Raw genomic sequence first — 13,453 nt, 5'->3', positions numbered from 1 at the left:
GGAACCATTCATATCCTACCATAATAGAAGCACAGTGAAATAAAAACAACTTGTTTTTGGCAATTGACGCGGTCGCGCGAGCCTAGGATCGAGAGTTCCGCTTGTCACGCTTGTCATGCCAGTCTGCATAAATGGCAAAGGGAAATGGATGTCCTCCATTTGTAGCAAGGACATAACACGAAGCCACACTTGACAAATTAGATGCAACGAAGCGGCGTTGGTCCTCAGAAACTTCGAGATTAAATATCGTACGCCGGTTTTCTAACGTAATTTTTCTGAGCGTAATCATTTAGAGATTCCCCCTTACGCCTGTTGGAAATAACAATCATAATAGTCTTTCATAAGTATATAACATTCCATTCTTGGCTTTGATAAATGACTTCCCTTTATAGCCCCGTTTAATTAATTCTTTTCTTAAATAAAACATTAGTGCTCCATGGCTGACTATTAGTAAATTTGGTTTTTCCAGAATCTCTAACTGTTCTACAAATTTCCGAATTCTTTTAAGGGTTTCTTGCTTCCCTTCTATTTGTGAACGATGTGAAACTAACCAAGCAATTCGTCCTAATAAAGTCCAAATGTTGTAATGTAATTTTAACTGAGTTCTGAATACTGATCGAATTGTTATCTCTCTTAAGGAATCCGTGTGTATAATATCTTTTAGATAAATTGTCTTCGCAGTTTCAATAGCTCTAGACAGATCACTTGAAAAACAAAGATCCCAATTGTATTCACTGAGATCGAGCCGATCCTTATATATTTCACACTGGTCGTATAGAATGATCCATCTGTCAAACTCGTCCGAAGTCATCCATGGTTTTTGGGGTTTAGATTGAACGACTTTAAAATGTCTTACTAGTCCAATAATCCTCATATTGCTCCTTTAAGTTTTGAAATGTCTCGCCATATTTCTTATAAGGTTTCTGATTCACGACGTTCGTTCAAGCGTCTTAATAGGTCCGGGTGGCTCCACCACTTAGCCAGTTGAAGGTGTCCGGTGACTATTTTCCCTCGAAATGCCACTTCCGGACCAAAAGCCAGTCTTGTCCTGGCTTGCAACGTTAATGCGAAGTTAGACGAAGGATCTGCCTTTCTTGAGTTACTCACAAAAATAGATATATTCATCTTCGGTTTTGATAAATATTTCTTTATATCCAGCCCAATTATTATAAAAGTATAACTCTTCAGCCATTAATATATTTGATTTAAAAGTAACTCGTTTATCGTAACCCTCACTATACTTCCTGTTTATGTAAATTCCAACTTCTGAACAAGGATAATGATATTGTTCATGACTTATTGGGTGCTGTATTCTATATTGGGTAACATAATTATTCATTTATTATGTAATCTCTGATACTCTTCTCGATCGAAGTTTTCTAATAAATAATCAATAGAAATATTACTACCTATACGGATTCCGAGCTCATTAAGAGTGTTTATTTGATCTTCTAATGCAATCTTTTTCCTCTTAAATAATCCAAACATACTTCTCTCCTCATTTTTTCTATAGTTTTTGTATTCTCTGGCGGTCCAAGGGCGGAATGGCCCTGAAGTGTGTATACGATGTTGCTGATGATGTTACTTCTAAGAGATTCTTTCAAAAACAGTTACGTTATCATTCCTGTTTGCATAAATATCTTTTTCAGTGATAATTATTCGAATTGTTTTATTTCCTTCATTAACAAAATTTTATTTATGATTTCCTTGCTTAGCTATCTGATAACGTTCTTGTATTCACGACGCCACACCACCTTAAGCGACGAAGTGACGTCGCGATGCGGTTGGGGTACGGGTGTTTCCGGCCGAATCGACTGCTCCGAAACGTCTTAAGGTGAGCGAGGGCGGAATAGTCAGAAGCGTGTTGTTATAAGATGCCCCCGCATTCTTCGAGTTGCTTGCTCAATTCTTTAATCCATCTCTTGTTTCCATTCATTTCCTTTATACTTTGAAATAACCATAACTTTGATTTAGTATCATTGGTTCGATTCATATATATTTCAAAGTCATGTTCATGTTCATCTTCAATTCTTGTCCTAAAACTTTAGAATCAACCGCAAAAATCAGTGCTTGACTATTTAGCCGAAAAAATGGGGCTTCGCACCAAACGGGTGTATAGCCAAAATGAGGTTAGCTTGGATCTAGCCTCTAACGGACCGTATCGCCGCTATTTGAGTAATAATCCGTAATTGAAGTATGGAACGGACTCAGAAGCCTCTATTTCTTCCAAAAAGACCTTTTATGAGGAAGAAAACGGACAATAGAGTCATTGGTGAGTCCGTTATTCTCCAAATTTAACTTTTTTAAAGCAAATAAGGGCTTTGGTGTCCGTAGCTCCTTCTATCCTTCCACTCCGCACATGATCCCTTTACACCTTGTCTTTTCGGCCAAGCACTAGTTTTGGTTTTGAGCCAAACTTTTGAATAATAATTGCCACGCAGGATTCACATAGGGAATCTCGCCAGACTTCTTATAATATTCATTCATATTCATCTTGATTTGATTGTTCTTTCTAAAAATGATTTGGTCCTCAACCCGGTCTGTAAGCAATAACTCAATAAATTCCTGATCTCTGAAAAGATGTAGGCAATACCTTGGAAAACTAGTGTCGTTTATATTTGTGACCTTATCAGATTTTGAAGTCTAATAAATTCTTCAGAGTTTATCATTCTTTTCTCCTATTTTAAGTATTAAGCATTGCGGGATTTCGTATAATGTTGTTGTATTCACGACGTCCCACCACCCTAAATGTGCGAAGTGATAGGCCGCGATGCGTTTGGGTGGTGCGGATGTGTCACCTAACTTCTGTCCGGACCAAGGCAGCTGTTTGCCGAAGCTTGAATACGGTGTTGGACGAGTTCCTGACCTCTTCGAATTGCTAGAAGGTTTAACTTAACTATTGGTTAAAACTCTGTCGCCCGTAGTAGTTGGTTGAGATATTACTAAAAACTCTATTGAATTATCTGTCTTATTAATAATTTGATGCGGTGTTAATGGAGGCACTTCAATACCTTCTTGTTGATTTATTTCGTAAATTTATCCATTTATTTCTATTACTGCTTTTCCTAAGAGAATAAAAAAGAATTGTCTTGATCGATTATGATAGTGTCTTGCCTCCTCAGTACCTGGAGGCATTCTTTCATGAATTATGCTTAAATTATCTTGTTTTAAGAGATGCCATCCATCACAATTTGTACCCCAACTATAATATTCTCCTGTTTCTTACTTATCTTCACTATGGAATACTTCCTTTCAGTTACAAAATTTAGCTACGGGTATTCGCTACTATCTATATTAGCTTTAATGTGTTATTGGGTTCTTAACGACCAATAAGTTAACATAATTAATATTATGTTAACTTATATTTAGAAACTTCATTTCCTACGATTTCATCATTAAATTAATCGATGTCTGCGACCTTCCATTCACCTTGCTTGTTACGCAATAAAGGAATTGAAACTGTCCGTTCTGAATAATACCCCTCTGAAGTCATTTGTTCATAATTCACATAAAACATGACTCGTTTTGAGTCATTCGCTTGTTTCTCATAGATAAGCTCATTGAATCGAAAAATGTTATTATTATCAATCCAATATTGCAGCCTGTCTCCTTCACCGGTGTAATATAGAGTTGAATTAAATTTTTCTTTATCTTTTGATACGAGTGCCTCCAAGCAGCGCATAACTTCTGTTAATATCTGCTTCTTTTCTTTGAGGTCCTCCATTTCGGGCTCTTTGACGAACACACCGGCAACTAAAGCAGCTCTCTTTTCCAAGTAGTGAATATCACGAATCATATCCATAAAAAGAGGCCGCAGATACGCTCGCTGGTCAGCATTTGTTCGGATCAATGCCCGATAGGATTGACCTTTTGCCACAAAAGAGAAAACGTCGATAGTTCCCTCTCCATCCACATAGTTACCCAAGTACTCTTTATATTTGCTGAGTGTTGGATCTTCGCCAGTGATTGTAGGCAACCGTGTTGCGTCAGTAGCACCTACAATGGTGATATAGTTCTGTTTATCTTCAGATCCCCATGCCGTTCCACCATTCAAATCGAAACGCAACATAGTCTCAGGCATAAAGAGTCCAAGCGGCAATATTTTATGCACCAAAAATTCTGTCTGGAGTTCATTCCCATCCACTATATAACCACGTCCGGAACCATCAAAATCCGGAATTTGTTCTTCAAATAAGGATACTGACTTTGCCTTTGGTGCGTCTGACGCCTTGACTTCTGGAGTTGTCACAGACGTTTCTAGCGGTGTAGTTGTAGCTTGTACGACAATTGCTGCTCCTGTTGGTATGGCTGCCTCACCCTTTGAGCCCTTGCTAACATCTGAGAGATCACCTTGGCAGCCAGAGTTTAATGTGGCTATAATCAATACACATCCAATGGACAATAACACTTTCTTATTCTGCATCTCGTAATCACCTCAATTACCAGACGCTGGGAATTGACAAATGTTGCGCTAAATAGCTGAAAATCAGAAGCCAAATATGCTCATGCCACCATCCACCAACAGCGTTTGTCCTGTAACATAATTAGCTGCATCAGATGACAGGAAGACTACCGGCCCTACTAACTCCTCCAGGCTTCCAATACGACCCAGCGGAGTGCGATCCAGTATCCGTTTCAAATATTGTTCATCAGCGAGCAGCTTTTCCGTTAGCGGGGTGCGGAAATACCATGGACCTACTGCATTCACACGAATACCATAGTCTCCCCACTCCAATGCCAGATTTTTGGTCATCTGTATGAGTGCCGCCTTGGTCGAACCGTATACCACTCCTGTACGCAGCGCCGTGTGGCCGGCTACGGAAGAGATATTAATAATACTGCCTCCGCCCTGCTCCTTCATCACTCTCGCTGCTAGTTGTGAAGCAATTAACGCGGACTTCAGATTTGTACCCACAATGGTCTCCCATTCAAGGTCTGTAACCTCAAGTGCAGGTGTACGGATATTCATCCCTGCATTATTAACAAGTATATCCAATCGGCCAGCATCTGCCGCGAGGCGTGTGAACACTTCCTCCATTTGATCACGTTGACTTACATCAGCAGGATAACAATAGCTATGTGCTGAGGTATGCTCTGAGATTAATGCAGCAGTTTCCTGCAAATCACTTAAGGTTCTGGAGACTAAGGCTACATTGCAACCGGCCTCTGCCAGACCTATTGCCAAAGCTCGTCCTATTCCTTTTCCAGCTCCTGTTACTAACGCAGTTTTTCCTGTAAGTTTAAATGAAGGTAAGTACAAGTCATCAGCCCCTATAATTAGTACGCTCTAATGTCACACATTACGGTATAAAAACAATCCGAAGCCTAGTGTTTCCCGACCCCAGGTCAGGTAAGTACGGCGCCAATCACATATTTTGTTCCGCATTTCCTTGATGTTAGGATCCTCCGGATGGTTCTGACAGTATTGTTCAATCGCCAGACTGTAATTCCATTCAAACCGATCCCAATCATCTTCACTAGCTACGGAAGCCCATAGTGGAGTTAGTCCAAAACGCTCACCCAAAAGAACAGTAGAATCATAACGCAGCAGTTCATTCTCTTCTGAACCCAGAGCTCCCAAATAGGACGGATCCGGTTTCTTTTTCCAATATCCTTCCCCGATCAAAATACTTCCTCCAGGGCGAACCACCCTAGAAAGCTGGCGCAGTGTTCCTTCCATACTTCCAAGGGCATGACAAGCTGCAACGCAAATAGCCACATCATAAAACCCATCTTCTACGCTCGAAAGGTAGGTAGCGGCATCTTGTTGTATCCAATGTATACGTGACTCCGGTGCATTCTCAGAGGTGCGTTTCTTAGCCTCCTCTATTGCATATGTACTAATCTCTACGGCATGGAGCTCGGTATTATACTGATGAACCAAGCGTCTAGACAGCTCTCCTTGTCCCGAGCCTATTTCAAGGACATGTGCGTCTGCTTCTAACTGTAACAGCGAAAGAACCTGATCTAGCTTGGCCTCAGACATAGGATTGTTGAATTTGTGGCGGGAATGTCCGATATAAGAAAATTGATCTTGCTCCATAGTTCGTGCGCGCTCCTTATTGTTTGAGTCTATTGGGTGGTAACGTACTGAAATACTGACTAGGATTCCCCTGCTGTGGATTGAACCGTTCTTGAAAAGTACTCTTCGCATAGTTGCCAATTACCCGATGCCAAAAATCACGGGCAGCTGAATTCGCACGAATCTGCGATACCTTCCAGTCCCCCGGGAACATATCGAACAGACTGTGTGCAGCCCATGTACCAACGCCTGAACGACGGTATTTTTGCATCACAAAAAACTCGGTCATATAGAACTGTCCTTCAGGATTGTGAAGCAAGCGATCTACTAGAGCAAACCCGGCAAAATTACCATCTGCAATAATCAAGAACGGGTATTTATTATTTCCGCTATACCAATAAGATTCCAATCCGGGATAGGACGGGAAAACTCCCTCCTGATTCAAATCGAAATCCAGATAACGGGTAAAATCATACAGGTAAAACTGCATCAGCTTGCTGATAATATGCTTTCGTTCCTTGGTAACCAGTTCTAAACTAAGCTCCATAGTTCACCTCTGTCTGAGTGCGGATGTTTGTAATTGAATATTCCGTGGCTTGGAGAATACTTAACTGGTAGTATTTTATCACAAAAATCGTTTCCTTAATAATCGTTAGGATACACAACTATTCATCATAGCCAAAGTCTCCATCCAGTTCCCTTATAATTGTGTCAATCTGCTGCTGGTTTTTATGTGGCCAATAGGTATCATAGACATGTTTTTCTTCCAGGTTTTTCTTATGCTTATCTAAAAAGTCTGAAGTTTCTCCAATTACTCTAGCGGGATTGCCTGCAACAATACATCCGTCCGTAATTGATTTGGTTACTATTGATCCGGCTGCAACGATAACATCATCGCCAATAGTTACATTACACAAAATCACGCTGCCAAACCCGATAAATACTCTATTCCCAATCTTCACTCTTCCTATTTTGGACTTGTTAAAATATAGCTTCGTACTGGCATCGTGGGCCAGGATCGCACTGTTTGTTATAGTAACATCGTCGCCAATTTCAATAAGCCAGCAATGTCCAAAATCGATATGACTATTAAAAAAATTAAAGTTTTTTCCGTATTTTAACCCGCGTTCTTTTAGGATCTCCAATTCTGTTTTTGGATTGATTTTGTTCTGTATCCTAATTTTAATAGACTTCAGTATTCTGATCAGCATGTCCCAGCTCCTATTCCTAGTTTAATTGGTATTCAGGATTATTTTACCATGGGTGAATATCATTGTAGTATGAACTTTTGATATAACTGGACAAGAACTCTTATAAAACATGATAAGATAAAGAAAGAATCTTTATTCCTACAACGAAAAAGGTGAAGCCCCATGAGTATTCAAAAGAATAGCGACCGCATCAAGCTGGAACAAAAGCTGCCGTATATGCCCAATTTTGTACAGCAATTCATAGATTATAAGCTGCCTGACCTTTCACCCTCTACCCTGCTTGAATATCTAAGGGATTATGAGTCCTTTTTCGGCTGGTTGCGTGCTGAAGGACTTACACAAGCCACCAAAGATACTGAGATAACTTTGCACGATTTAGAGATCCTCCATATGGACAGCGTAGTCGGATACCGGTTGCACCTTATGACTCGAATTGAAGGAACGAACACCAAAATTACAGTATCCCGTAAACTGTCTGCTTTACGTTCTTTATTTCATTATCTAAGTCAGATTGCTGAAGATGAGAATTTTTATCCAATGCTTAAACGAAATGTGATGGCTAAGGTTGAGATTAAGCGTATACATAAACCTAAAGATACCGCCGCCAAGCTCAAAGGTAAGATTCTGGAGGAGGACGAGCTGCTCGAGTTCGTGGGTTATATTCTAGAGGGTTACGGAGTCGACGTGATGAACAACAAGCAAGCTTACTATTCTTTTCAATTAAATCGGGAGCGGGACGCTTGTATTGTTAGTCTTATTCTGAACTCCGGCTTGCGTGTTTCTGAGGTCGTGAATCTTAATGTGGATGATCTGGATTTTGGGAACAAGCTGTTATATGTATTCCGTAAAGGCCATAACGATGAAACATTCAAAACCCCTGTCTATTTCCGGGAGCAAGCAAAAGATGAATTGTCGTTATACCTAAGCCTCCGGCAAACCCGGTACAAAACGCCGAAGAAAGAAAAGGCATTATTCATAACCTTGCCCAATGGACAATCTGAAGGTAAACGTATGACAAAACGAGCGATACAAGAAATGATCATTAAATATGCTAAGCGATTTGGCAAGCCTTATCTTACCGTACACAAGCTGCGCCATTCCTTCGCAACGGACTATTATTTGCAAAATGATATTTATAAAACTAAGGAGCAGTTGGGGCACGCTTCAACAGAAACTACCGAGGTATACGCACATCTAACGGATAAAACGATGTCTCATGCGATTGAACGCCGTTTGGATAATTAATTATCTTCTATATCGCGCAACACACAACAGCCCCATTTCGTCCATCATGGACTTTGTTGGGGCTGCCTCTTTTTACGAATGGGTTACAGGACGTTGCATTTAGGGTGGAACGATGATTTATGAGGTTTTCTATTGTGAATTTTTCATATGATGAAAGTTTTCTATATATCCCGTTGTCGGTTCAAATGTAGAGCGATCGCAGAAATGTCGTTGATGTCATATTGCGGCATCTCCGATGGCCTGAGTAAATCTACTGAACTCCACATGGATTCCCAAACCACCACTGCAGAAACAGCTGTTAACGATAACAGTTCCAGCCCTTCTTTTTCATGAATAAGCACTAGTTTGGGATAATTCTCATTCTTAAAACCCTCGACCAATATATAGTCATAGCTTTGAAAAGATTCAACCAGTTCCTGCAGCCCGCTTCCCTGCTCTTCGATTCTTGCCGTCCGCATGCTGTTGGTAATGGCAACGGCTGATGCACCCGCTTCTCTTTGACGCCAGGTATCGGTGTGAGGATGATCTATTTCAAACCCGTGGTGATCGTGCTTAATTACGGCCACCGTATAACCATGATGTCGCAGTCGTTCGATTAGGGCGCATACCAGTGTGGTTTTACCACTGTTTTTGTAGCCTACGATCTGCCAGATTGATGTTGTATGAGGGGTTTCAGGTGCCTGATGTATTCGGCGTATGCCTCTCCCTCTTGTTGCCTTCCTCTTTCTCACCCTATCACCCGCCTCTAACATATCATACGCATCGATATCATACGCATCGTCTACTTTCCTTTAACTCTCGATTACTCCTGGGAGCTTAATCACAGTCACCTTAGCTCCTGCGGTTAATCCCCGCTCCTCGGGAGGTACTACAATAAGGCAATTACTGTCTTTGATGGTAACCATCACAGATGATTCGTCAATACTTGCGGGATATGCATAGAGGGCTCCCTCGCGGATTTCCAGACGGGCTCGCACAAACCGGGTGTAATTATTGACTTTTGAATAATCCTTACCAAGCGTAGCGGTCCATTCCGGTAAATAGGGAAATAGAGCTCCTTGCATCAAGCCAATCACTGGGCGGGCAAATAATTGAAACCCGACGAAACAGGCTCCCGGGTTGCCGGATAATGCAAGCAGAAGCTTGCCACCACGAACAGCCGCCGTAGTTACACTCCCCGGTCTCATTGTTACTTTATTGAATAACATTTCAGTACTCTGTTCGCGTACCAAATCGCCCATTACGTCATAATCTCCTACGGATACCCCTCCAGTGGTAATGACGAAATCATATGTTTCCATAGCCATTTGCACCTTGCTCCTTGCGAGCTCCAAATCATCAACAATTGCACCCAGAAGGACGGGTTCTCCCCCTGCCTCTCTTACCAGTGCCTCCAGCATAGGCGAATTGCTGTTGCGGATCTTACCAGGCTGCAAGGGCTCATGCACCTCCAGCAATTCAGTTCCGGTAGCAAAGATACCGACTTTAGGCCGGCGATGTACCTTCACGGTATGAATCCCAAAGGCCGCCAGAACTGCGATGTCTCCTGCCGAGATTAAGGTACCCGCCGCCAGAACAGGCTCGTCCGGACTGAGTTCAAAACCGAGCGGTGTAATGTTGCGACCTGCGGCCTGCGCCTTGCGAATGCCCACATAAGTGGTTCCGTCCGTCTCTCGCGTCTCTGTTACTTCCAGCATGACAACCGTATCTGCACCGCCGGGAACCTGAGCTCCAGTCATAATTCTTGCCGCTTTACCACTACTAATCTCCACTGAGGGTACAGCACCACAAGGAATATTGTCCACTACCTGCAGCCAAATTACATTCTCGCTGCTGCATCCTTCGATGTCCGCTGCAATTAATGCATATCCATCCATTCCTGAGCGGTTAAAAGCAGGAAATGGATGCGGTGCTATCACGGTCTCTACCAAGTAACGCCCACAGCTTTGACTCAGCGGCACGAACTCAGCATCGAGTAAGTTAGCGTAGTTAGTTACTCTAGCCTGTGCCTCTTTGACCTGAAGCGCTCTGCGCTGGAATTTATCTTTATTCATATCCTGATTCCTCTGCATTAACACTCCTCCTCATGTTCTGTATCAACAGCACTATTTTAACATGAGTTTCTATATAGTATAGTTTATGTTCTTATACAAATCCTCCATTCACACGCAACGTCTGACCTGTTACCCACTGCGATTCCTGGCTAGCCAAGAATAATACCACATTTGAAATATCTTCAGGTTGACCCAAACGTCCAAACGAATTCATATTCCCGATGCTGGTAATTTGTTCTGCCGTCTTCCCAACTGTGAAAAGTTCGGTATTAACAGGCCCTGGAGCCACCGCATTAATAGTAATTCCTTTCGGGCCAAGTTCTTTGGCCAGCTGACGGGTAATTTGCTCCACAGCTCCCTTTGTCCCTGCATAGGCGCTATAGGTAGGGAACATTTGACCGTTAACAGAAGTTGAAAAATTTATGATGCGACCATTCACATTCATATGCTTCGCAGCTTGCTGACAGCTAAAAAATGTACCTTTGACATTTATCGAAAACTGTTTGTCGAAATCCTCTTCCGTCATATTTGCAATGGGCTTAGTGATCATAATACTTGCATTGTTAACGAGAATATCCACTTGACCATAGGCTTCTAATGTCTTCTGGAACAACTGCTCGATGTTTGCCACCTTGCTTATGTCCGCTTGAATTGCCAGTGCTTCTCCTCCATTATGCTTAATTCCCTCTACTACTTCTTCAGCGGAGGCCGGATTACTTGAATAGTTCACGATAACCTTTGCTCCGTGGCGAGCCAGATCTTCGGCTATCATCCGCCCGATCCCACGCGAGGCGCCTGTCACTAATGCAACTTTCCCTGTAAATTTGTTTTCCATTATTAATACCCCCTCGAATTTTATATAGTAAGCTCCATAACTTTTCTGTTGAGTTGATTATATATCAGCAAATAACATATATCAAGTGACATTTATTGATTTTTGTCATTTAATTATTAAAAAAAAGCCCCTTCTAATCGTGTTCATCAGATGGGCTTCGTTTTATTTATAACCTCTTTATGCCTATAAAAGGTTTGTATACTTTGTCGCTATCTTAAGCTGCTCCAATTCTTTAGCCGATAAATTTTCTTTTCCGGTAAAATGATTTACTAACTAAGAAGCCCGAATCACCTTTACATCCGCCGTGATCACTTTCTCTCCTTCATACAACATAAAGCGTCCGTTCTGCCATTCTATACGCAGCAGGCGATATTCATCCGTCTGATATTGCCATACATGCTGATCCCCGCCGTTCATAAAAGGGGTTTGGCCTAAGACAGCTACATGACCTTCGTATTCTTCTTCCAAATAAAACACCTGATCATCAAGTTCAAGTGTAGCCGGTACCGCCGCCGGATTATCCAGCCGTCCGTCTATCGGTTTGTACAATCCATATTGTAGCTGTTCTCGCTCTTCAATATGCAGATAAGAAATGTGTATTCCGTCGCGAAGTGTCAGAACAACTGCATTACGTCCTCGGTTATGGGTACGTCCTGTCACCTCATACGTAACCAGAGATACTTCGCAGATATCTCCAGGTGCCAATTGCAGCATACTTTTTTCTACAGCGGGAGGCTCAGACTTGGAAAAAAGATTTCCGATACGTTTCCACATACTCATGTTTCATCAACCTTCCTAGTAAGCTTTGTCGAGCTGTCACTCATTTATAAAAAAGAGGAAATTATTAACGCCCCGGCGATATGCAGTGAGCCTGCAACTAAGCCGTATCCAATTTTGCCCTGCTGGGTCCCGTGATCCAGATTCATCCTGCCCCATTTCCACAACAGTACACGAACCGTCCTCTCCAGTACAAGCAAAAGAAAAAAAGAAATCAAAGAGACAATCAGTGCTTCACTGAGCCTGGAAGAGGCGGAGATCGAGGACGATAATATGTAAGCCTGTGCCAATAGCTTCAGCACGAAGCGAGTGGTCACCGCCATATTGCCGTTCTTTATTTCCTCTAAATCGTGATATCGGGTGAACACGGAGTCAACATACATCAACACAAACAACAGTACCGCGCCACATACCGTCCAGACTGTCATGGAAACTAGAAGTTGGATATCCACTCTTTAACCTCCAGTTGGCAGGTATACCTGCAAAGATAAGGCGAAGAAGAGACGTTACCACTGTCTCTTCTTCGCCTGTAAATCTAAAGCTGCTATAAGCAGTAGATATATGTTATTGCTTCTCGTATTGTTTCATCAAAGCTGCAAGTTCATCGTCAACTTCTGAATCCTTACTCAATTTCTCGAACTCATCGTCAAGAGATTTGTTACTTGAGCTCATCTCGTTGCTGGCTTCTGCCTGTGCCTCAGCCTGCAGCATCTTGTCTTCCATACGTTTCAGTCCCGCGGAAGCCGAATCTGAGCTAAATCCGCTCATAGCCTTATTAATTTCCGTTTGGGCCTTAGCAGCATTATACCGGGCAACAAGTGTCTCGCGTTTGTTCTTCATTTGGGTAAGCTGTTTACGCATTTCATCAAGTTTGCCGCGAAGATTATCTGCTGATGCCTTGTTTTGGTCGAAGCTTGTTTTGTACTCGGCAAGTTTAACTTCAGCTGACTTTTTCTCTTCCAGTGCACGACGTGCAAGATCGGCATTCCCTGCTTGAGCAGCTGCATGAGCCTGCTGATTGCGTTTATTTGCCAGTGCTTCTTGTTCTTCATAAAGCTGCTTGAATTTTTTTTCAATGGCAATTTGGGCAGCTACCGCTTTTTCGGCATCCTCCAAATCCTCTGTCATATCACGAATGTATTGGTCAGTCATCTTAATCGGATCTTCTGCTTTGTCAATAATCGAGTTAACGTTAGACATGGTTAGATCACGCAATCTTTTAAAAATCGACATTGTTCATTCCTCCAAAAGATAATTTGAAATCCTTATTTGTTATCTTTTACGCAGAAAGGTTCAACCCGTTTCAAAT

The 13,453-nt window shown here is 42.0% G+C and carries 13 protein-coding genes and 2 pseudogenes; 1 reads left to right on the top strand and 14 read right to left on the bottom strand.

The window, feature by feature from the left end:
• Positions 1-121 precede the first annotated feature (121 nt).
• The 8 genes and pseudogenes from J2T20_RS12735 to J2T20_RS12700 form a co-directional block, all read right to left on the bottom strand.
• A pseudogene (locus J2T20_RS12735) lies at positions 122-289 on the bottom strand (GNAT family N-acetyltransferase); the annotation flags it as partial.
• Between the two features lie 36 nt (positions 290-325).
• A complete protein-coding gene (locus J2T20_RS12730; RefSeq protein WP_307589060.1) occupies positions 326-811 on the bottom strand; it encodes a histidine phosphatase family protein in 486 nt (161 codons plus the stop codon).
• 2,081 nt (positions 812-2,892) lie between these two features.
• Positions 2,893-3,236 (bottom strand): annotated as a pseudogene (locus tag J2T20_RS12725) (cupin domain-containing protein).
• Between the two features lie 164 nt (positions 3,237-3,400).
• The gene (locus J2T20_RS12720) at positions 3,401-4,423 is read right to left on the bottom strand and encodes a hypothetical protein (protein ID WP_307588846.1); all 1,023 of its coding nucleotides are present in this window, start codon (positions 4,421-4,423) and stop codon (positions 3,401-3,403) included.
• Between the two features lie 63 nt (positions 4,424-4,486).
• A complete protein-coding gene (locus J2T20_RS12715) occupies positions 4,487-5,260 on the bottom strand; it encodes an SDR family NAD(P)-dependent oxidoreductase (RefSeq protein ID WP_307588844.1) in 774 nt (257 codons plus the stop codon).
• A 33-nt stretch (positions 5,261-5,293) separates the two neighbouring features.
• Positions 5,294-6,043 carry a class I SAM-dependent methyltransferase gene (locus tag J2T20_RS12710; protein WP_307588842.1) on the bottom strand — a complete coding sequence of 250 codons (750 nt, stop codon included), beginning with the start codon at positions 6,041-6,043 and terminating at the stop codon, positions 5,294-5,296.
• 16 nt (positions 6,044-6,059) lie between these two features.
• Complete coding sequence (locus J2T20_RS12705; RefSeq protein ID WP_307588840.1) at positions 6,060-6,569, bottom strand: GNAT family N-acetyltransferase; 510 nt, start codon at positions 6,567-6,569, stop codon at positions 6,060-6,062.
• A 118-nt stretch (positions 6,570-6,687) separates the two neighbouring features.
• Positions 6,688-7,233 (bottom strand): acyltransferase, encoded by a 546-nt coding sequence (locus tag J2T20_RS12700; protein ID WP_307588838.1) that lies wholly within the window; start codon positions 7,231-7,233, stop codon positions 6,688-6,690.
• 162 nt (positions 7,234-7,395) lie between these two features.
• On the opposite strand from J2T20_RS12700, the gene xerS reads away from it, so the two are divergent.
• On the top strand, positions 7,396-8,478 hold the full coding sequence (xerS, locus tag J2T20_RS12695) for a tyrosine recombinase XerS (protein ID WP_307588836.1): 1,083 nt from the start codon (positions 7,396-7,398) through the stop codon (positions 8,476-8,478).
• A 161-nt stretch (positions 8,479-8,639) separates the two neighbouring features.
• Here the strand turns inward: xerS and mobB are convergent, their stop codons facing one another.
• From mobB to J2T20_RS12665, 6 genes are all read right to left on the bottom strand, one after another.
• Entirely contained in the window at positions 8,640-9,209 is a 570-nt protein-coding gene (gene mobB, locus J2T20_RS12690) for a molybdopterin-guanine dinucleotide biosynthesis protein B (protein ID WP_307588834.1), read from the bottom strand.
• 60 nt (positions 9,210-9,269) lie between these two features.
• A complete protein-coding gene (locus J2T20_RS12685; protein WP_307588833.1) occupies positions 9,270-10,550 on the bottom strand; it encodes a molybdopterin molybdotransferase MoeA in 1,281 nt (426 codons plus the stop codon).
• Between the two features lie 73 nt (positions 10,551-10,623).
• Positions 10,624-11,367 carry an SDR family oxidoreductase gene (locus tag J2T20_RS12680; protein WP_307588831.1) on the bottom strand — a complete coding sequence of 248 codons (744 nt, stop codon included), beginning with the start codon at positions 11,365-11,367 and terminating at the stop codon, positions 10,624-10,626.
• Positions 11,368-11,640: 273 nt separating this feature from the next.
• Entirely contained in the window at positions 11,641-12,147 is a 507-nt protein-coding gene (locus J2T20_RS12675; protein WP_307588829.1) for a DUF4178 domain-containing protein, read from the bottom strand.
• Positions 12,148-12,191: 44 nt separating this feature from the next.
• Positions 12,192-12,596 (bottom strand): DUF350 domain-containing protein, encoded by a 405-nt coding sequence (locus tag J2T20_RS12670; RefSeq protein WP_307588827.1) that lies wholly within the window; start codon positions 12,594-12,596, stop codon positions 12,192-12,194.
• 112 nt (positions 12,597-12,708) lie between these two features.
• Positions 12,709-13,377, bottom strand: a complete 669-nt coding sequence (locus J2T20_RS12665; protein WP_307588826.1) for a PspA/IM30 family protein — start codon at positions 13,375-13,377, stop codon at positions 12,709-12,711.
• Between the last annotated feature and the right edge of the window lie 76 nt (positions 13,378-13,453).

Origin of the sequence: Paenibacillus wynnii, from assembly GCF_030812855.1 — a bacterium.
In the GTDB taxonomy this organism is placed as follows: domain Bacteria; phylum Bacillota; class Bacilli; order Paenibacillales; family Paenibacillaceae; genus Paenibacillus_AQ; species Paenibacillus_AQ wynnii_A.
This window is presented reverse-complemented; position numbering and strand designations above follow the sequence as displayed.

What these genes read in the sequence shown, in the direction of transcription:
- J2T20_RS12730 (WP_307589060.1), bottom strand. Translation starts at nt 811, where the DNA reads ATGACTTCGGACGAGTTTGACAGATGGATCATTCTATACGACCAGTGT.
- J2T20_RS12720 (WP_307588846.1), bottom strand. Translation starts at nt 4,423, where the DNA reads ATGCAGAATAAGAAAGTGTTATTGTCCATTGGATGTGTATTGATTATA.
- J2T20_RS12710 (WP_307588842.1), bottom strand. Translation starts at nt 6,043, where the DNA reads ATGGAGCAAGATCAATTTTCTTATATCGGACATTCCCGCCACAAATTC.
- J2T20_RS12705 (WP_307588840.1), bottom strand. Translation starts at nt 6,569, where the DNA reads ATGGAGCTTAGTTTAGAACTGGTTACCAAGGAACGAAAGCATATTATC.
- J2T20_RS12700 (WP_307588838.1), bottom strand. Translation starts at nt 7,233, where the DNA reads ATGCTGATCAGAATACTGAAGTCTATTAAAATTAGGATACAGAACAAA.
- xerS (WP_307588836.1), top strand. Translation starts at nt 7,396, where the DNA reads ATGAGTATTCAAAAGAATAGCGACCGCATCAAGCTGGAACAAAAGCTG.
- J2T20_RS12685 (WP_307588833.1), bottom strand. Translation starts at nt 10,550, where the DNA reads ATGCAGAGGAATCAGGATATGAATAAAGATAAATTCCAGCGCAGAGCG.
- J2T20_RS12680 (WP_307588831.1), bottom strand. Translation starts at nt 11,367, where the DNA reads ATGGAAAACAAATTTACAGGGAAAGTTGCATTAGTGACAGGCGCCTCG.
- J2T20_RS12675 (WP_307588829.1), bottom strand. Translation starts at nt 12,147, where the DNA reads ATGAGTATGTGGAAACGTATCGGAAATCTTTTTTCCAAGTCTGAGCCT.
- J2T20_RS12665 (WP_307588826.1), bottom strand. Translation starts at nt 13,377, where the DNA reads ATGTCGATTTTTAAAAGATTGCGTGATCTAACCATGTCTAACGTTAAC.